The organism is Streptomyces sp. NPDC004838 (genome assembly GCF_053600955.1).
Genome location: NZ_JBSGAW010000001.1, coordinates 359,098 through 376,861, shown reverse-complemented (window position 1 = coordinate 376,861; position 17,764 = coordinate 359,098). Strand labels below are relative to the sequence as shown.

At 71.1% G+C, this 17,764-nt stretch carries 17 protein-coding genes; 9 read left to right on the top strand and 8 right to left on the bottom strand.

Annotated elements, in window-relative coordinates; all coding sequences use genetic code 11:
- Window positions 1-62: 62 nt before the first annotated feature.
- Together ACWEFL_RS01565 and ACWEFL_RS01560 are read left to right on the top strand one after the other, a co-directional pair.
- Window positions 63-1,133, top strand: coding sequence for an SIS domain-containing protein (locus ACWEFL_RS01565; protein WP_451705793.1), 1,071 nt, complete (start codon window positions 63-65; stop codon window positions 1,131-1,133).
- Between the two features lie 563 nt (window positions 1,134-1,696).
- Window positions 1,697-3,187, top strand: coding sequence for a sensor histidine kinase (locus ACWEFL_RS01560; protein ID WP_451706169.1), 1,491 nt, complete (start codon window positions 1,697-1,699; stop codon window positions 3,185-3,187).
- A 146-nt stretch (window positions 3,188-3,333) separates the two neighbouring features.
- On the opposite strand, the gene ACWEFL_RS01555 is transcribed toward ACWEFL_RS01560, so the two are convergent.
- Together ACWEFL_RS01555 and ACWEFL_RS01550 are read right to left on the bottom strand one after the other, a co-directional pair.
- On the bottom strand, window positions 3,334-3,591 hold the full coding sequence (locus ACWEFL_RS01555; RefSeq protein WP_003953983.1) for a WhiB family transcriptional regulator: 258 nt from the start codon (window positions 3,589-3,591) through the stop codon (window positions 3,334-3,336).
- Window positions 3,592-3,906: 315 nt separating this feature from the next.
- Window positions 3,907-4,875: a diacylglycerol/lipid kinase family protein gene (locus ACWEFL_RS01550; protein ID WP_451705791.1), complete on the bottom strand. Its 969-nt coding sequence runs from the start codon at window positions 4,873-4,875 to the stop codon at window positions 3,907-3,909.
- Between the two features lie 395 nt (window positions 4,876-5,270).
- Between ACWEFL_RS01550 and ACWEFL_RS01545 the strand changes: the two genes are divergently transcribed.
- Complete coding sequence (locus ACWEFL_RS01545) at window positions 5,271-5,687, top strand: hypothetical protein (RefSeq protein ID WP_451705788.1); 417 nt, start codon at window positions 5,271-5,273, stop codon at window positions 5,685-5,687.
- Window positions 5,688-5,891: 204 nt separating this feature from the next.
- Here the strand turns inward: ACWEFL_RS01545 and ACWEFL_RS01540 are convergent, their stop codons facing one another.
- The 3 genes from ACWEFL_RS01540 to ACWEFL_RS01530 form a co-directional block, all read right to left on the bottom strand.
- Window positions 5,892-6,845, bottom strand: coding sequence for an RNA polymerase sigma factor SigF (locus ACWEFL_RS01540; protein WP_451705785.1), 954 nt, complete (start codon window positions 6,843-6,845; stop codon window positions 5,892-5,894).
- Window positions 6,842-7,255 carry an anti-sigma regulatory factor gene (locus tag ACWEFL_RS01535; protein ID WP_451705783.1) on the bottom strand — a complete coding sequence of 138 codons (414 nt, stop codon included), beginning with the start codon at window positions 7,253-7,255 and terminating at the stop codon, window positions 6,842-6,844. Before ACWEFL_RS01535 ends, ACWEFL_RS01540 begins: the two co-directional genes overlap by 4 nt.
- Before the next feature lie 265 nt (window positions 7,256-7,520).
- Complete coding sequence (locus ACWEFL_RS01530; RefSeq protein ID WP_451705781.1) at window positions 7,521-7,781, bottom strand: UBP-type zinc finger domain-containing protein; 261 nt, start codon at window positions 7,779-7,781, stop codon at window positions 7,521-7,523.
- 214 nt (window positions 7,782-7,995) lie between these two features.
- Between ACWEFL_RS01530 and ACWEFL_RS01525 the strand changes: the two genes are divergently transcribed.
- Window positions 7,996-9,597: a Na+/H+ antiporter gene (locus ACWEFL_RS01525; RefSeq protein WP_451705779.1), complete on the top strand. Its 1,602-nt coding sequence runs from the start codon at window positions 7,996-7,998 to the stop codon at window positions 9,595-9,597.
- On the opposite strand, the gene ACWEFL_RS01520 is transcribed toward ACWEFL_RS01525, so the two are convergent.
- Both ACWEFL_RS01520 and ACWEFL_RS01515 read right to left on the bottom strand, forming a co-directional pair.
- Window positions 9,573-10,511, bottom strand: coding sequence for a 1-aminocyclopropane-1-carboxylate deaminase/D-cysteine desulfhydrase (locus ACWEFL_RS01520; protein WP_451705778.1), 939 nt, complete (start codon window positions 10,509-10,511; stop codon window positions 9,573-9,575). The two genes, ACWEFL_RS01525 and ACWEFL_RS01520, sit on opposite strands and share 25 nt — an antisense overlap.
- A gap of 380 nt (window positions 10,512-10,891) precedes the next feature.
- Window positions 10,892-11,485 carry an N-acetylmuramoyl-L-alanine amidase gene (locus ACWEFL_RS01515; protein WP_451705776.1) on the bottom strand — a complete coding sequence of 198 codons (594 nt, stop codon included), beginning with the start codon at window positions 11,483-11,485 and terminating at the stop codon, window positions 10,892-10,894.
- Window positions 11,486-11,782: 297 nt separating this feature from the next.
- On the opposite strand from ACWEFL_RS01515, the gene ACWEFL_RS01510 reads away from it, so the two are divergent.
- The 4 genes from ACWEFL_RS01510 to ACWEFL_RS01495 all read left to right on the top strand — a co-directional run bounded on the left by ACWEFL_RS01510 (window position 11,783) and on the right by ACWEFL_RS01495 (window position 15,536).
- Window positions 11,783-13,216: a family 2B encapsulin nanocompartment shell protein gene (locus tag ACWEFL_RS01510; protein ID WP_451705774.1), complete on the top strand. Its 1,434-nt coding sequence runs from the start codon at window positions 11,783-11,785 to the stop codon at window positions 13,214-13,216.
- 200 nt (window positions 13,217-13,416) lie between these two features.
- Window positions 13,417-14,448, top strand: a complete 1,032-nt coding sequence (locus ACWEFL_RS01505; protein ID WP_451706167.1) for a family 2 encapsulin nanocompartment cargo protein polyprenyl transferase — start codon at window positions 13,417-13,419, stop codon at window positions 14,446-14,448.
- A gap of 222 nt (window positions 14,449-14,670) precedes the next feature.
- Window positions 14,671-14,823, top strand: coding sequence for a hypothetical protein (locus ACWEFL_RS01500; protein WP_451705772.1), 153 nt, complete (start codon window positions 14,671-14,673; stop codon window positions 14,821-14,823).
- Between the two features lie 272 nt (window positions 14,824-15,095).
- Window positions 15,096-15,536 carry a DUF6304 family protein gene (locus ACWEFL_RS01495; RefSeq protein ID WP_451705770.1) on the top strand — a complete coding sequence of 147 codons (441 nt, stop codon included), beginning with the start codon at window positions 15,096-15,098 and terminating at the stop codon, window positions 15,534-15,536.
- A gap of 212 nt (window positions 15,537-15,748) precedes the next feature.
- On the opposite strand, the gene snpA is transcribed toward ACWEFL_RS01495, so the two are convergent.
- Entirely contained in the window at window positions 15,749-16,402 is a 654-nt protein-coding gene (gene snpA, locus ACWEFL_RS01490; RefSeq protein WP_451705767.1) for a snapalysin, read from the bottom strand.
- A 249-nt stretch (window positions 16,403-16,651) separates the two neighbouring features.
- Between snpA and ACWEFL_RS01485 the strand changes: the two genes are divergently transcribed.
- Window positions 16,652-17,611, top strand: a complete 960-nt coding sequence (locus tag ACWEFL_RS01485) for a LysR family transcriptional regulator (RefSeq protein ID WP_451705765.1) — start codon at window positions 16,652-16,654, stop codon at window positions 17,609-17,611.
- The last annotated feature ends 153 nt before the right edge of the window (window positions 17,612-17,764 follow it).

The following is a 17,764-nucleotide window of genomic DNA, read 5'->3' as shown; positions in this document are numbered from 1 at the left end:
CGGGGCGCTCCGAGCGCCATCCCGTGCCCCGGCACACGGATCGCCCGTTGGAGGCAGCCAGCATGTCCGCCACGCACTCGGCCGAACAGAGCGAACGTCCGGGCCGGATCATGTCCGGCGAGATGGCGGAACAGCCCGCGGTGCTGCGGCGCATCCTGGAACAGGGTGCGCCGCGCATCCGTGAGACGGCGTCGGCGATCGCGGCCCGCGGCCCGCGGTTCGTGCTGCTCACGGCACGCGGCACCTCCGACAACGCCGCGCTGTACGCGAAGTATCTGCTGGAGATCCGGCTGGGCCTGCCGTGCGGGCTGACCTCCATGTCCACGACGACGGCGTACGGGGCGCGGCCCGATCTGCGCGACGTCCTCGTGGTGACGGTCAGCCAGTCGGGCGGGTCGCCCGACCTGGTGGCGTCCACCCGGGCCGCGCGCGACGCGGGCGCGATCACCCTCGCGGTGACCAACAACCCCGACTCCCCGCTCGCGGCCGTCTCCGAGTTCCACATCGACATCCTCGCCGGGCCGGAGAAGGCGCTCCCCGCGACCAAGACGTACACCGCGTCCCTGCTCGCGCTCTACCTCTTCGTCGAGGGCCTGCGCGGCGGTGACGGCTCAGCGGCGAAGGTCCTGCCCGGCCTGGCGTCCCAGGTCCTCGCCCGCCAGGACGAGGTGCGGCAGCTGGCGTCCCGCTACCGCTTCGCCGAGCGCATGGTGATCACCTCGCGGGGCTACGGCTATCCCACGGCGAAGGAGGCGGCGCTCAAGCTCATGGAGACGAGCTACATCCCGGCGCTGTCGTACTCCGGCGCGGACCTGCTGCACGGCCCGCTGGCGATGGTCGACAACATCTCCCCGGTCATCGCGGTCGTCCCCGACGGCAAGGGCGGAACGGCCCTCCAGCCCGTCCTGGACCGGCTCCGCGGCCGGGGCGCCGACCTGGTGGTCATCGGCTCCGCCGCCGAGGTGGCGACGGCGTCCGCCGGCTTCGCCCTCCCCACGGACGGGGTCGCCGAAGAACTCCAGCCCGTCCTGGAGATCCTCCCCCTGCAACTCCTCGCCTACGAGGTCACCATCGCCAGGGGCCAGGACCCGGACGCGCCGCGCGCCCTCGCCAAGGTCACGGAGACCCGCTGAGGGACCACGACCCGCTGAGAGACCACGCCGGATCGCCCGCTGAGAGACCACGCCGGATCCGATCGCGCTGTCCGGCCCCGGCGTCCGTGAAGAACGGCGACCGCGGGTGGCTCAACGGACGCCGCGGGTGGCTCAACGGACGGCGACCGCCGTGGTGAGGACCGCGATCGTCCGGGTGGCCTGGGCGGCGGCAAGGAGTCGGTCGGGCCTTCGAGGCCGGAGCGCGGGCGCCGAGGCCGCGCATACCCGCGGGCCGCGGCGCCTGACGGGACCCTCAACCCGTCCGGCACCGCAGCCCGGAGTGCTCCGGCCGGGCGGGTGTGCGGGCCCGCGCGGCCGTGGGGGAGGTCGCGACGCAGTCAGGGCAGAGAGCGCCGGTTCCTCGTTCCACCCACCTGTGCGGGGAGGGTGGAAGCTCTTTCACTCGTTAATTGTGGACTAGACCATTCACGGATGTCCATCCATCTGCACACCTCAGTTTGAACTCTCATTTTTCACCACGAGCCTCATCCACCCCAGGTTCACCCGCCTTCACCGCAGGTACGCTCGCATATGTGCCCTCCATGAACGACCTCGTACGCCAGCACAGCGCCCTCAGCGACTCCGATCTCGAGTGGCTCCATCTGCTGGTCTCGGAGTGGCAGCTGCTCTCCGACCTCTCCTTCGCGGATCTCGTCCTCTGGGTCCCCACCCGCGACGGCGCCCGCTATGTCTCCGTCGCCCAGATGCGGCCCAACACCGGCCCCACCTCCTACCAGGACGACATGGTCGGCCATCTCGTCCCCCGTGGCCGCCGCCCGCTGCTCGACGCCGCACTCGACGAAGGCCGGATCGTGCGCGAGGGCGACCCCGAGTGGCGCGAGGAGGTGCCGGTACGCGTCGAGTCCATCCCTGTACGCCGTGAGGGCCGGGTCCTCGGCGTCATCGCCCGGAACACCAATCTGCTGACCGTACGGACCCCGTCGCGGCTGGAGCTGACGTATCTCCAGTCCGCCTCCGACCTCGCCCAGATGATCGCCGCCGGATCCTTTCCCTTCCAGGGGCAGCAGGTCGACATGGACGCCTCCCCGCGCGTCGGCGACGGCCTGATCCGGCTCGACGCGGACGGGATCGTCCAGTACGCGAGCCCCAACGCCCTCTCCGCGTACCACCGGCTCGGTCTCGCCTCCGATCTCGTGGGGCACCACCTCGGGCAGGTGACCGCCGAACTCGCGCCCGCCCGAGGTCCCGTGGACGAGGCCATGGTCAAGCTCGCCAGCGGTTACGCGCCCCGCGAGACCGAGGTGGAGGGCAACGGCGGGGTGATCCAGCTGCGGGCCATCCCGCTCAAGCCCAAGGGCACCCGCATCGGCTCCCTCGTACTCCTGCGGGACGTCACGGAACTCCGCCGCCGCGAGCGGGAGCTGATCACCAAGGACGCCACCATCCGGGAGATCCATCACCGGGTGAAGAACAACCTCCAGACGGTCGCCGCCCTGCTGCGGCTCCAAGCACGCCGGATGGACTCCGTCCGCGGTCGGGAAGCGCTCAACGAGGCCGTACGGCGGGTCGGCTCGATCGCGATCGTCCACGAGACGCTCTCGCAGAACCTCGACGAGCGGGTCGAGTTCGACGACATCGCCGACCGGGTCATCGCGATGGTGGCGGAGATCTCACCGGGCAAGGTCGACTGCCGCCGCACGGGCCGGTTCGGCATCCTCGACGCCGAAGTGGCCACCCCCCTCGCCATGGTGCTGACCGAGGTGCTCCAGAACGCGCTGGAGCACGCCTTCCCGGCCGGCGAACGGGGTTCGGTGGAGGTCTCGGCCGTACGGGGTGTCACGACCGCACGGAGCGAGCCGCCCATGACCAGCCGGCTGCTCATCACCGTGCAGGACGACGGCCGCGGACTGCCCGAGGGCTTCGACCCCCAGCGCACCGGGAATTTGGGACTGCAGATCGTACGAACCCTTGTGGAGGGCGAGTTGGGCGGAACCTTCGACATGATCCCGGTCACGGAGCCGGGCCGCGGCACCCGTGTCGTACTCGACGTCCCGGTGCGCGCCCAGAAATAGCTCAGGGACACAGCAGCGAGCCCCGGAACGCGGTACGTTCCGGGGCTCGAATGCTGTGGGGTACTGCTGCGCGCTGCGGCTCGGAGGCGGTGAGTGCGTACTCGCTGTACGCGCCGCCGGATGCCTCAGGCTTGTCGCGGTGGCGATCAGGCGCTGGCGTTACGCGCCCGGTTGCGAGCGGCGCGGCGCTTCATCGCGCGGCGCTCGTCCTCGCTGAGGCCACCCCAGACGCCGGAGTCCTGGCCGGACTCGAGCGCCCACTGCAGGCACTGCTCCATGACGGGGCAGCGACGGCAGACGGCCTTGGCTTCCTCGATCTGCAGCAGCGCAGGACCGGTGTTGCCGATGGGGAAGAAGAGCTCGGGGTCTTCCTCGCGGCAAACGGCGTTGTGACGCCAGTCCATGGCTGCTACCTCTCCTTGGTATGACTTGCTGTTGCTTGTGAATGTGAACGCTTTCACGAATCCCCCCAAGAGGGAAGGGACGGCAGCCAAACGCGTTGGCGTGGTCCTGGTTTCAAGGAGGGGTTCCGGCGGTCTGCGGCCCAGTTCTGCGGGCCGTCCCTACCGCCATGAAGAGATTCGCAAACCTCGGCGGCGGATACAACCCCTTCTGGAAAGTTTTTTTTGATTCCTCGGTGTCGACTAGGTCACAGCCGTACTTCCAAAGGGTGGATGCCAGTCCGTACGTTCGAGATAAAGGCCATTAGGCCCTTCTACTCACACAATCACACGCAGTGCATGGCGTACGCCTGTGAACGTCACGCTCGTGCGCAGTCCGAGGTGGTCACCGTCCATCTGAAAGGGGAGCGGGACCTTCGAATTCAAGGTGAAGTCGGTCATGTCGTGGAGCGTGACCGCGTGCTTGCCGCGAGGGCCTCTTTCGGGGCTCGACCGCAGCAGCTGGGTGGCGTAGCGGGCGACGGCGGCGGGCGACAGCCGGGAGAGTCCGAGCACGTCGAGACCGGTGTCGAAGGACGCCTGCGGAGAGGCGTAGATCGGACGGTTGCCCAGGTAGGTCCAGGGTGAGGCGTTCGACACTATGGAGACGACGAGGTCGGCGACCGGGTCGGCGCCGGGGCGCTCCAGGGTGATCGTGCCCTGCCGGCGGTGGGGGTAGTCCAGGAACTGGCGGACCACCTGCCGTACATACAGAGGATGCGTCGAACGCTTTCCGAGTTCCCGCTGCTGTTCGACCCGGCCGATCACACTGGCGTCGAATCCGAATCCCGCGCAGAAGGTGAACCAGCGTCCGGGAACGTGCTCGTCCCCGGTTCCCTGAGCGCCGGAGGCGAAACCCAGCCCGACCGTGCGTTCGCTCTGCTGGCTCAGGGCGTCGAGGATCGCGCCGGTCGCCTCCACGGCGTCATTCGGCATCCCGAGCGCGCGGGCGAAGACATTCGTCGATCCGCCGGGGACGACGGCGAGGCGGGGGAGACGGTCGGGGTCCGGTCCGTGGTGGAGCAGTCCGTTGACGACTTCGTTGACGGTTCCGTCGCCGCCGAGGGCGACGACGAGGTCTATGTCCTCGCCTTCCGCGGCCCGCCGTGCGAGATCCCGTCCATGGCCCCTGTACTCGGTCGTCACGGCCTCCAGCTTCATCTCGCTGGCGAGCGCGTGGATGAGTACGTCGCGGGTGCGGGCACTGGTGGTGGTTGCCGCCGGATTGACCACGAGGAGTGCACGCATGGGGTGCAGCGTACCCACCCGGTGATACCGGGCCCAGTCCCAGGGTCGGTGGCACGGGGCGCTCGGGGACCGTCCGACGGGCGGGGCCGCCGCGTCGCCCGCACGGCCGGGAGAACGGCGCGGCAGGGCCGCCGACGACCGCGGGGCCGGCCTGCCCGGTGCCTGTCGGGTGCTCCCCGGGGCACCCGACGGGGCGGGGCTCCCCGCCTGCCCGCGGGGCTGTCCGCCGACGCGTGCCCGGCCTGTCCGCCGACCGGTCCCCCGCCCGTCTGCGGGCTGTTCGCCGCTGCGCTCCCGCTGGCCTCGCCGCCGGCTCACAGCCGGAGGGCGGGCGCTCGGACTCCCCCGGGGACCTGGCTCGGCTCGGGTGGGCGCGTGACGGCTACCCTTCTGGGGTGAGTACCGACCAGACGCCCCGTCCTGCCCGCCTGACCGCCGCGGCGGCGGTGTCCGGCCTGGAGGGCCTGGCACTGGTCTCCTACGGCGTCTACCTGCTCGTGATGGGACTGCTGGGCCGCCCGGAGAGCCCCTCCCAGGCCGAGATGGGCGGGGTCACCCTGATCGCGCTCGGCGTCATCCCGTTGATCGCGGCCCGCGGCCTTCTGATGTGCCGCAGTTGGAGCCGGGGCCCCGCCCTGATCACACATCTGATGGCCCTGATCCCGGCGTGGACGCTCCTGCGCTCCTCGGGCGCGCTGATCCCGCTGGGGATCCTCGTGGGGGCGGTGGCCGTGACGGGCCTGGTGCTCGTCGTGAACCAGACCACGACGCGGGCGCTGGGCATCCGCGGTCCCGGGCCCCGGGACGCGTAACCTCACGCCCGGACCCTCCGCCGCGCCAGGCTCCCGCACCGCCCGGACCCCCCCGTGGAGAAGCGACGGAGAGCGGGCCGCAGGGCCCGCCCCCGAACGCCACCCGGTCGGTGACGTCACCCGCGTGGGCAGAAGAACGCCTTCGTCCCCCGGCCCACCACGCCGTCGCTCCTTCGGTCGGGTCGTCCGGTCAGGTCGTCCCGGTCACTCCTCCACCAGCAGCTTCTCCCGCAGCTGTGCGAGCGTCCGCGCCAGCAGCCGGGAGACGTGCATCTGGGAGATGCCGACTTCCTGCGCGATCTGCGACTGGGTCATATTGCCGAAGAAGCGGAGCAGGAGGATGCGCTTCTCCCTCGGGGGAAGGTCCTCCAGAAGCGGCTTGAGGGACTCGCGGTACTCGACCCCCTCAAGAGCCTCGTCCTCCGCTCCGAGCGTGTCGGCGACCGCAGGCGACTCGTCGTCCGTGTCGGGAACGTCGAGGGAGAGCGTGGAGTAGGCGTTCGCGGACTCCAGCCCCTCCAGCACCTCCTCCTCCGAGATCCCGAGGCGCTCGGCCAGCTCATGGACCGTGGGCGAGCGGCCGTGCTGCTGGGACAGCTCGGCGGTCGCCGTCGTCAGGGCGAGCCGCAGCTCCTGAAGACGGCGCGGCACCCGGACCGCCCAGCCCTTGTCGCGGAAGTGGCGCTTGATCTCGCCGACCACCGTGGGCGTCGCATAGGTGGAGAACTCCACACCACGCTCCGGATCGAACCGGTCCACCGACTTGATCAGACCGATGGTCGCGACCTGGGTCAGATCGTCCAGCGGCTCACCCCGGTTCCGGAACCGCCGTGCGAGATGCTCCACGAGCGGCAGATGCATCCGCACCAGCTGATTGCGCAGCTCCGCCCGCTCCGGCGAGCCGTCCGGCAGCTTGCGCAGCTCGATGAACTTCGCGCGCGCCCCGCTGCGGTCGTGTGGATCGTGCTGCTTCTGCTCTTGCACGTGCTCGCTCATCTGGGCCGCCTGCTCCGCCGCCGCCGCCGCTGTCTGGCCGTCGCCGTCCGGTCCGTCCACCGGGTGCGGCCGGGCCTGCTGCTCCGGGATCTCCTGCACCGCGGGTGGTTCGTTCCGCACCGGACCGTCCTTGTCCCACACCGGACCGCCCCCGTCCCTCACGCCGGCCCGGGTCCCGCGCCGCGCTGTTTGTACAGGCTGATGGTGACCGTACGATCCTCGGCGACCGAGGAGTCGACCTTGCCCGCCAGCGCGGAGAGCACCGTCCACGCGAAGGTGTCGCGCTCCGGCGCCCGGCCGTCGGTCGTCGGAGCGGAGACCGTGACCTCCAGCGAGTCGTCGATCAGCCGGAAGACACAACTGAGAACGGAGCCGGGCACCGCCTGCTGGAGCAGGATCGCGCACGCCTCGTCCACCGCGATCCGCAGATCCTCGATTTCGTCGAGGGTGAAGTCCAAGCGCGCCGCGAGGCCGGCCGTGGCCGTACGCAGCACGGACAGATAGGCACCCGCAGCGGGCAGCCGGACTTCCACGAAGTCCTGGGTCCCGGGCTCGCCTGCGATCTGGGACACCCTCACCTCCAAGGTGACACAAGCTCTTTCGGGGCTCCGGGAGAAGAGGCCCCCGGAGCCGTCGGTACGCAGTCTGTGTGTAGCCGGTACTTGCCCGGCGACGCTATCGCGATCCATGGTGCCCTGTCGCAGGACCCCCGAAGGTCACTGTCACTCATGGTAGGCATATGAGTACACACAGTGGCTAGGGGTCTGCCGGGCCCAATTGAGGGGAAGCGACGGAGGGTTGTCGTACCCACGCTTCAAACGAACCAATCCTCGCGTTTCAGACGAGCGAACCGTCCGCGAAACACCACTGCCAGCTCTCTCCCGGCTCGAAACTCCTCATCACCGGATGCCCTGTCTCCGTGAAGTGCGACCGGGCGTGCTGAAGGGGCGAGGAATCGCAGCACCCCACGTGGCCGCAGGTCAGACAGAGCCGGAGATGCACGGGCTCGGTGCCCGCGCGCACGCACTCGGAGCAGGTCTCCGACAGTGCCGAGGGCTCCGGGCGGGGCAGTACTGCTGCATGCGGACACTCGCTCATGATGGCCAGGTTACGTCCCCGGCGGCGGACCTTCGCGGCGGCGGACCGGGCGGACTTGCGGGAACGGACGGACGCGCGGGAACGGACGGACGCGCGGGAACGGACGGACGCGCGGGGTCGGAGGGCCGACCGGACCCGCGGGGCCGCGAGACCGACGGGCGTACGGACATCACAGCCGTACCGACATACGGATACACCGACACGAGGAGCGCTTATGGAGGCATTGCCACTGGTGGCGCTGGTCGCGGTCAGCGCCGCGATCGCCGGGGCCGCCCGCAGGACCCCGGTAGCGGCCCCGCTGCTCCTGGTCGCCGCGGGGCTGATCGCCGCGTACATCCCCGGCGTGCCCGACTACACGCTCGACCCGCACATCGTCCTGCCCCTGGTGCTGCCGCCCCTGCTGCACACCGCCGCCCTGGACAGCTCGTATCTCGATCTGCGGGCGAACGTGCGACCCGTGGCGCTGCTCTCGGTCGGATACGTCCTCTTCGCCGCGGTCGCGGTCGGCTATCTCGCCTATCTGCTGATCCCGGAGCTGCCGTTGACGGCCGCGCTGGTGCTGGGCGCGGTCATCGCGCCCCCCGACGCCGTCGCCGCGACCGCGATCGCCCGGAAGCTGGGTCTGCCGAACCGGATCACCACGATCCTCCAGGGCGAGTCCCTGGTGAACGACGCGACCGCGATCACCGCCTACAAGGTGGCCGTCGCCGCGGCCATCGGCGCGGGCGCGAGCTGGGCCGGGGCGTTCGGGGAGTTCGCCGTCGCGGCGCTCGGCGGCGTCGCCGTCGGACTGCTGCTGATGGTCCCGATCCACTGGCTGCGGACCCATCTGACGGAACCGCTCCTCCAGAACACCCTCTCACTGCTCATCCCCTTCATCGCCTACGCCGCCGCCGAGCAGGTGCACGCCTCCGGGGTGCTCGCCGTGGTCGTCGTCGCGCTCTATCTCGGCCACCGCTCCTGGCAGGTCGACTTCGCGACCCGGCTCCAGGAGGGCGCGGTGTGGAAAATGGTCGCTTTCATTCTGGAGTCGTCTGTCTTCGCCCTGATCGGGCTCCAGCTGCCGCATGTGCTGAAGGGGCTGGGTGAGTACGGGGTCGGCGCGTCGCTCGGGTACGCGATCGCGGTCTTCGTCCTCGTGGTGGCGGTCCGGTTCGTCTGGGTCTTCCCGGCGACCTTTCTGCCGCGCAGGCTGTCCGCGCGGATCAGGGAGCGCGAGCCGGGCGTCGACTGGAAGGCGCCGGTGATCGTCGGCTGGGCCGGGATGCGCGGCGTCGTCTCGCTGGCGATCGCCTTCTCCATCCCCGTGGTGACGGCCGCCGGGCAGCCCTTCCCGGCTCGGGACCTGGTGCTGTTCCTGACCTTCACCACCGTGATCGGCACCCTGGTGGTGCAAGGGCTCACCCTGCCGGCGCTGATCCGCGTGCTTCGCCTGCCCCAGCGCGATCTGTACGCCGAGACCCTGGCCGAGGCGCAGGCTCAGAACGAGGCGTCAGGGGCCGCGGACCGGCGGCTCGGCGAACTGCTCGCTGATGAGCGCAACGCCCTGCCGGAGCCGCTGGCGGACCGGCTGCGGACGGTCATGGAGCGGCGGCGGAACGCCGTGTGGGAGCGGCTCGGGACCGTGAACGTGGAGACCGGGGAGTCGGCGGACGTCACCTACCGGCGGCTGGCCAGGGAGATGATCGGGGCCGAGCGCGAGGTCTTCGTCCAACTGCGCGATCAGCGCCGGATCGACGACGAGATGATGCGCACGCTGCTGCGCCGACTTGATCTGGAGGAGGCCGCCGCCTACCGGGAGGACGACCCGTCCTGATCCCAGGCGCCCGGCCGGCCGGTGACGACCGCGGCGACTGAGGTGCCGGGGGCGAAGGCGCCCTCGGCGGCGAGAACGGTCAGTCCGTAGAGCATTTTGGCCACATACAGCCGCTCCACGGGCAGCTGGTGGCGGTCTTCGAACTCATCGGCGAATGCGTGGAGTTCCGGGGTCGTCCGGGCGTATCCGCCGAAATGGAAGCGTTCGTCCATGGACCAGTCGCCGACGCGCCCGCCGAAGGCTTCGTGCTGGAGGCGGGCCGTGTCCGAGGCGAGGAATCCGCCCCTGAGCACGGGGAAGCCGATGGCCCGCTGTCCGGGTGCGAGGCCCGCCGCCAGCCCGGCGAGGGTGCCTCCGGTGCCGCAGGCGACGGCGACGGTGTCCGCGCGGCCGTGGAGCTCTCGGCCGAGACCGGCGCAGCCGCGGGCGGCGAGGGCGTTCCTGCCGCCCTCGGGGACGACGAAGACGCTGTCCGGCCGCTGTCCCGCCAGGGCGAGTATGTGGGCGAGCACCGTCGGCTCGTGCTTTTCCCGGTACGTCGTGCGGTCCACGAACACCAGGCGCATGCCGTCCTCGGCGCACGCGGCGAGGGAGGGGTTCAGCGGGCGCGAGGCCAGCTCGTCGCCGCGGACGACGCCGAGGGTCGCCCGGCCGAGCAGCCGGCCCGCGGCGGCCGTCGCCCGCAGATGGTTGGAGTAGGCGCCGCCGAAGGTCAGCAGCGGTCGCCCGGCCGCGGCGCGCAGATTGGGCGCGAGCTTGCGCCACTTGCCCGACAGGTCGGGGTGGATCAGATCGTCGCGCTTGAGCAGCAGGCGTACGCCGTGGCGGGAGAAGCGCTCGTCCTCGACCGGCTGGAGCGGCGACGGCAGCCGGGGCCGCAGGGCGGCGGTGGGGTCGAGCGCTTCCGGAGGCATGTCGCCATTGTCTCCGTGACGCCGCGCGGCCCGCTCGGGCGGTCACCTGTCGCTCGGGCGGCCCTTTCCGGCCGGGCGGATCGCCGCGCTCGGGCGGGCCGGCGCGTCGGTCGGGTGTCTCCTCGGTGAGTGCGCGGGGCTGCGCGGGCCGGGTTGGGCGTCTCCTTGGCGGGTGCGCCGCCGGGTCGCGCTGTGTGGGTGCTGCGTCGGATGGGTTGGGGTGTCTTCTTGGCGAGTGGGCTGAAGGGGCGCGCGGGTGTCGAAAGGGAGAGCGCGCGGAGGCCGTGAGGAACGAGCGGTCGAGCACGGTCGACCGTCGACGCACGCTCCAGCGCCCCGTGGGGGTCCCCCCGGGCGGAGTCCGGGGGAGAACCGAGCCCTCAAGAATTCAAGCGTTCCGCGATGCGGGCGCGCATGGAGGCCATGGTGAAGCCGCGGGGGTCGATTTTGCCGGGCTGCCATTCGAGGTGGCCGATGACGGAGCGCGCCGACCAGCCGTGGACGCGGCATATCGCGGCGGACGCCTTCTCGATGGCTTCGAGCTGGACGGCGGGCCAGGGATCGCGGCCGTCGCCGAGGTTCTCGCACTCGAAGCCGTAGAAGTGGCGGTTGCCGTCGGTCGTGCTCTCGTTGTCCGGGGGGAGCGGCTTCTCCGCGACGACGGCGCGGAGCACGTCCGGGTCGCCGCCGCCCGCGTGGTTCGCGCGGCCGTAGCCGACGAGATGGACGGTGCCGTTCTTGGCGATGACGCCGTGGCAGAGCGGGCCGGGCAGATCGGGGCGGCCGTCACGGCAGAGTGCGACGGTTCCCCTGGTTCCCTTGGTGACCGTGTGGTGGATCATCACGCCGTGGACGGGGCCCCACGGGCCCCTGTGGTTGCGGTTGTGCGTGCGCCAGTCGCCGACCTGGACGACTTCGAGTCCCTCGGCGCGCAGCGCGCCGAGGAACCTTTTCGCGGACATGGGTGAGGACATGACCGGCTCCCTGGGATGCGAGGAGATGTGAGGAGATGTGAGGAGGTGCGAGGAGATAGGGCGCGGAATATTCCGTAGCAGCGCTTTTACCCCAACTGCCGTGGCTGGGTGGACTGTTCGGGAAATGTGCGATCCGATTCGGTCAGCTCCGGTGGAGCCGCGTGGCGGATTGCCAAATTCCGCGCGCTGTGCCCCGCCCGTGCCGAACTAGTCCCATCCATTTGTGTAATGGCGGCGGGACTCTGGGTGCTGGAAGGCTTTCTCTCGCAGGTCAGACCATGATCGAGAGGGAGTCCTATGTCGGTTGGTTCGGTCGGTTCTGTCGGTGACGAAGTGCGGGAGCAGCAGGCGTCGCAGCAGTCACAGCAGCAGAGCCTTGGCACCGCCGCTGCGCGGAACCTCGCGACCACCACCAAGTCGGTGCCGCAGATGCAGGAGATCACCTCACGGTGGCTGCTGCGCATGCTGCCGTGGGTGCAGGTGCAGGGCGGCACCTACCGGGTGAACCGCCGCCTGAGCTACTCGGTCGGCGACGGCCGGGTGACCTTCGTGCAGACCGGTCAGCGCGTGACCGTGATTCCCGGGGAGCTGTGCGAGCTGCCTGCCCTGCGGGACTTCGGCGACGAGGGCGTCCTCGCAGAGCTGGCGAACCGCTGTGAGCAGCGGGAGTTCGAGGTCGGCCAGGTGCTGGCCGACGCGGGCTCGGCGGCGGACCGTGTCTTTCTGCTCGCCCACGGCAAGGTGGAGCAGATCGGCACCGGACCGTACGGCGACGAGGCGGTCCTCGGTGTGCTCGCCGACGGGGCGTACTTCGGCGAGCACGCCCTCGTCGACGGCCAAGCCTCCTGGCAGTACACCGTCCGCGCCGCGACCGCGTGCACGGTTCTGGTGCTGACCAGGCACGATGTGCTGAACCTCGCGGAGCGGGCCGACTCGCTGCGGGCGCATCTGACGGAGCTCGCGTCCATCCCCCGGCAGCGGACCAACAAGTACGGCGAGGCGGCGATCGATCTCTCCGCCGGTCATGTCGGCGAAGCCGTCGTCCCCCACACCTTCGTCGACTACGAGGCCGCGCCGCGGGAGTACGAGCTGAGCGTCGCCCAGACCGTGCTGAAGGTCCACAGCCGGGTCGCCGACCTCTACAACCAGCCGATGAACCAGACCGAGCAGCAGTTGCGGCTCACGGTCGAGGCGCTCCGTGAGCGCCAGGAGGACGAGTTGGTCAACAACCCGGAGTTCGGGCTCCTGGCCAACTGCGACTACGGGCAGCGCCTCCAGCCGCACGACGGCGCGCCCGGCCCCGACGACATGGACGAGCTGCTGTCGCGTCGGCGCGGATCGAAGCTGTTCCTCGCCCATCCCAAGGCCATCGCCGCCTTCGGCCGCGAATGCAACCGGCGCGGGCTCGTCCCCGAGAGCGTGGAGATCGGGGGCAGCCATGTCCCGGCCTGGCGCGGGGTTCCGATCTTCCCGTGCAACAAGATCCCGGTCACCCAGGCCCGGACCACCTCCATCATCTGTATGCGTACGGGCGAGGAGGAGCAGGGCGTCATCGGTCTCCAGCAGTCCGGCATCCCCGACGAGATCGAGCCCAGCCTCTCGGTGCGCTTCATGGGCATCGACGAGCAGGCGATCATCTCCTACCTGGTCACGGCGTACTACTCGGCCGCGGTACTGGTCCCCGACGCGCTCGGTGTCCTGGAGAACGTGGAGGTGAGCCGCTGGACCTGAGTTCGCACCGAGCGCCGGGGGCGCGTCGCCGTCCCACGCCCCCGGCCCATGCGCCCGGTCCGGGAAGCGGCCTCATGCACCCGGTCCCGGACCTCCGGCCCGTACATCCGGTCCCTCCCTCAGTCCCCTCCCAGAACTCCGGCCCGTGCATCCGGTCCCGCTCATCTGAACCGACCCCGGAAAGGACCGTCCAGTTGACCATGTCGGAGGCCGTCGAGGGCCGTGAGGCCATCGCCCTTCTGGAACGCACCCGTGCGGTCGTCGATCCCCGGCTGCGCGCGACCGTCGAGTCCCTGCCCGGCTCCCTGCGCCGTGTCGCGATGTACCACTTCGGCTGGGAGCACGCCGACGGAACCCCGGCCACGGGCTCCGCGGGCAAGGCCATCAGACCCGCGCTCGTCCTCGCCGCGGCGACCGCGATGGGCGGGGACCCGCACACGGCGGTCCGGGCCGCCGCCGCGGTGGAACTGGCGCACAACTTCACCCTGCTGCACGACGATGTCATCGACGAGGATCCCACCCGCAGGCACCGTCCCACCGCCTGGACGGTCTTCGGCACCCCCGACGCCATCATCGCCGGCGACGCCCTGTTCGCTCTCGCGCTGAAGCTGCTCGCCGAGGACCGCCACCCCGCGGCGGCGGCGGCCTCCGAACGGCTATCGGCCTGTGTGATCGAGCTCTGTGCCGGACAGCAGGCGGACTGCGCGTTCGAGGAGCGCGCGCCCCAAGACGTCTCCCTCGACGAGTGCCTCGGCATGGCGACCGCCAAGACGGGGGCCCTGCTGGGCTGCGCCTGCGCCCTGGGCGCGCTGTACGCGGGGGCGGGGGAGGAGGCGACCGCCGCCATGGACGCCTTCGGCCGGGAGGCCGGACTGGCCTTCCAGCTCATCGACGATCTGATCGGGATCTGGGGAGACCCCGGCCGTACGGGCAAGCCGGCCGGGGCCGATCTCGCCGCGCACAAGAAGTCCCTTCCCGTGGTGGCCGCCCTGACCTCCGGAACCCCGGCGGGGGCCGAGCTGGCCGAGCTGTACCGCGGTCCGATGACCGGGACGGCGGTACAGCGCGCCGCCGAGGCCGTGGACCGCGCGGGCGGACGGGACTGGGCACAGCTCCAGGCCGCGGACCGGATGGCACGAGCGGTCCATGAGCTCTCCCGCGCGGTCCCGGATCTGGGGGCGGCGGGCGATCTGCTCGCCCTGGCGGAGTTCGTCACCCGTCGCACCTGCTGAAAGCAGTCGGTGTCAGCCGTCACCGTTACCGTCACCGCCGCCGTCGGCGGACGGCGCCCGGCGGCAGTGGACAAGACGGCTCGGGAAGTCGGGCCGCCGGGGCTGTGGGGTCGGCCCGCGCCGCCCTACTCTGGAGGTATGGACAGCGAGCGACGTCGGACCGTCCTCAGCCCACAGGCCGAGTTCCGGTGCCCGGCGTGTGGAGAGCCTGTCGGTACCGTCATGAAACGACGTAAGACGCTCGGAGCGTTCGTCCCGTGCTGGGGCCCCGGTCCCTGCCGGAACACGGCATGCGCCGAATGCTCCGAGTACACGGCGGCGCGGCCGGGACAGCAGGACGAGGAGCCCCCGGCGGCGACCGCCGACACCACCTGAGCGTCCGCCGGACCGTCCGCCGGGGCCGGACCGTACGCACATCCCCGGACCGGGCGAGCCGTGGTGGTCGGTGGTGACCGTACGAGCGGACGGCACCGGTCGGGCGTTTTCCGGTCAGGCCGACACCGGCGGGACGAGCGGTATGCCCGAGGTGCCCCGGAGCGCGCGCCAGAGGCTCTCGGGACCTCTTTCGCAGGTCATGGGTGTGCATTTGCACCAATGAGGCATCCCGGATGTCCGCCGGAGGCCGCCGTACCGCTACAGTCCGCGCCATGTCATCGGAGTCGACTGAAGTCTGGGCGGGCTGGTACCGCGATCGGCGTGGCGCGGAAGCGGTCACGATCGCGGCGCGCGGACGGCAACTGTGCACGCGCGTCAGGGGTGTTGAGTACGAAGGGGCGGCGTTCGCCGCCCTGGAGGCCATCGGAGTCGAGGGAGTGCTCTCGTCCTGCGTACTGGAGTGGGACATGCCGCTGCCCGTCCACGCGGAGGGCGAGCTGCACCGGGCCACGCTCAGCTGTCTGCTGACGCTTGGTGAGCCGCAGCCGGACGGGTCGCTCGACCGGGCGGACCTCAATCTCACGCTGCACTACCGCGGAGCGGCGTTTGAATCCGGGGTCGCCGGGGGTGACTTCGACGACGCCCTCGACCGGCTCCAGAAGCAGCTGCCGTTCGGCGCCGAGCTGGGGGTGCGCACACCGGCCGACGTATGAACGAGGCCGACGGCGCGGAGCAGAGGAGGCGTCCCGCCGATCGTACGGCGGGACGCCCCCGTGTCACGGGCCGGGCATCCGGCCGGGCCCCGGACTCGCCGGGAAGCCGGACCACCGGCCCGTGACCGGGTCGCCGGGCCTCCCGGTGCGGCTCCTCGCGAGGCCCCGGCCGTCAGGCACCTTGACGACGGCCCTCAAGGCATGCCGGAACGTCAGCCGACGCGGGCGGTGGCAGCGGCCAGAGCGCGGGCCCACAGGGAGTTGACCCGTGCGCGCTCACGCGCGTTCGGGGTGTCGTTCTGACAGGACGGGCCGGGCCCGCCCCCCGACATCAGCTCGCTGCACGGCCCCCGGTAGTTGTCCGGCAGGCCGAGCACATGCCCGGTCTCGTGCGAAGTGACGCGGTTCGAGTTGTACTGCTGGTTCTGCCGGTAGTCGAGGAAGATATAGCCGCGACCCCGGCCGTCCGTGCTCGCGAACGAACCACGCGGGTCATTGCCCTCGCGGTAGGTGAAGTCGGGCCGGCTGCCTTCCTGGAGCCGGACATTGCTGACGGAGCTGTTCCACACCTGGGTACTGCGGGCTATCTGGCTGCGGAAACTGGGTGCGGCGGCGGCACTGTAGGTGACCGTGACCGCGAGGGCGCTCGGGTTGGCGGCCCGCTTCTCGGCCACCGACTTCAGCACGGCGTCGAAGAACGCCCTGGTCGCCTTGGCGTCCTCGGCGGATCCTTCATAGGCGGCGTACGACGGCTGGGCGGCTGCCGCGGGGGAGTCGGCGGCCGAGGCGGTCGCGGGGACGACGCCGAGCGCGGCGGCGAGGCCGAGTCCGAGTGCCGCGGAGAGAACGGTTCGGGGGTGACGCATGGGGGGCTCCTTACTCGTCCGATGAACGGTTCGGTACCGAGGAGTTTCGGGGAGCCACCCCCGCTCGCGGATGATGCCAACCGCCGATAGCGCCGGCGCATCACCCCCGCCCGCGCCTCCGTCCGTTCCCCGTTTCCCGTTCGCCTCCCGCCACCCGGTCCGGGCAATTCCGTTTCCTGTCCCTCTCCATCCCGCTGTGCCCGAACTGTGTGTCTGGTGTGGCAGTTGGCGCCGCCCTACCCTCAGCACATGGAGCTCGAGGTGAGGCACCTCCGCGCCCTGTGCGCCATCGCGGACACGGGCAGCCTGCACAAGGCCGCCCGTCGGCTGGGCGTCAGCCAGCCGTCCCTCACGACCCAGCTGCGGCGGATCGAGCACTCCCTCGGCGCGGAGCTGTTCGCACGGGAGCGCACCGGCTGCCGGCCTACACCCCTGGGTCGTGCCGTACTGAGCCGGGCCCGCCCGCTGGTGGCCGAAATGGCCGCCCTCGTCGCCGAGGCCAAGGCCACCGCCGCGCGGGCGGGCGGCCCCCGGCTGCGGGTCGGCTCCACCGCCAGCCGCGCCCTGCCGGGCTGGCTCGGCAGACTCCGTCGGCGGCTGCCCGGCACCGATATCTCACTCCACATGGACGTCTCCGCGAACGCGCTGCTCAGAATGGTCGCCGCCGGGCAGCTCGATGTGGCCTTCGTCCATGAGGTGGAGGGCTGCCCGCTGATGGTGCCCGACGGTCTGTCCGTACGCGTACTGCTGGAACGCGAGCCGCAGTTCGTCTCCATGGCGAGCGGCCATCCGGCCGCCGCGGCACCCGTCGTGGATCTCGCCGATCTGGCCGAAGACCGATGGATCGTCGACCCCACGGTGGACGGGGAATGGGACGGCCTGTGCCGCGTCCTCGCCGCCGCGGGGATCAACCCACCCGTACTGCACGGCGATTACCACACGGCAGCGGCCCTGATCGCCGTCGGCGAGGCCGTCGCGCCCTGCCAGCCGACCTCCGACCCACGCGACGACATGGCGATCCGCCCACTGCGCGGCGACCCGCTCGCCGTACGCCTGTTGCTGTTCACGCCGCCCGGCTCACGGGAGCTGCACACGGCGGTGTACGCGGAACTGGAGGCGGCCTACCAGGAGGCGGTGTCGCGGGCGGCGGCGTACCGCCAGTGGCTGGCTCGGCAGAAGAGCCCACTGCTGCCCGCACAGGCGGTCTGACGTCCGTCCGACGCCCCGCCGCGCACACCCGCCGGCCTCGCTCGGGCGTACGCTCCTGCGTCACCCGCCTCTGACGCTCTCTCAGGGGGACGGTTCCGTACGGCTACGGGGCGCGAGCGGCCGCGGGGAGCGGCGGCGCGGGGCGTGACAGCG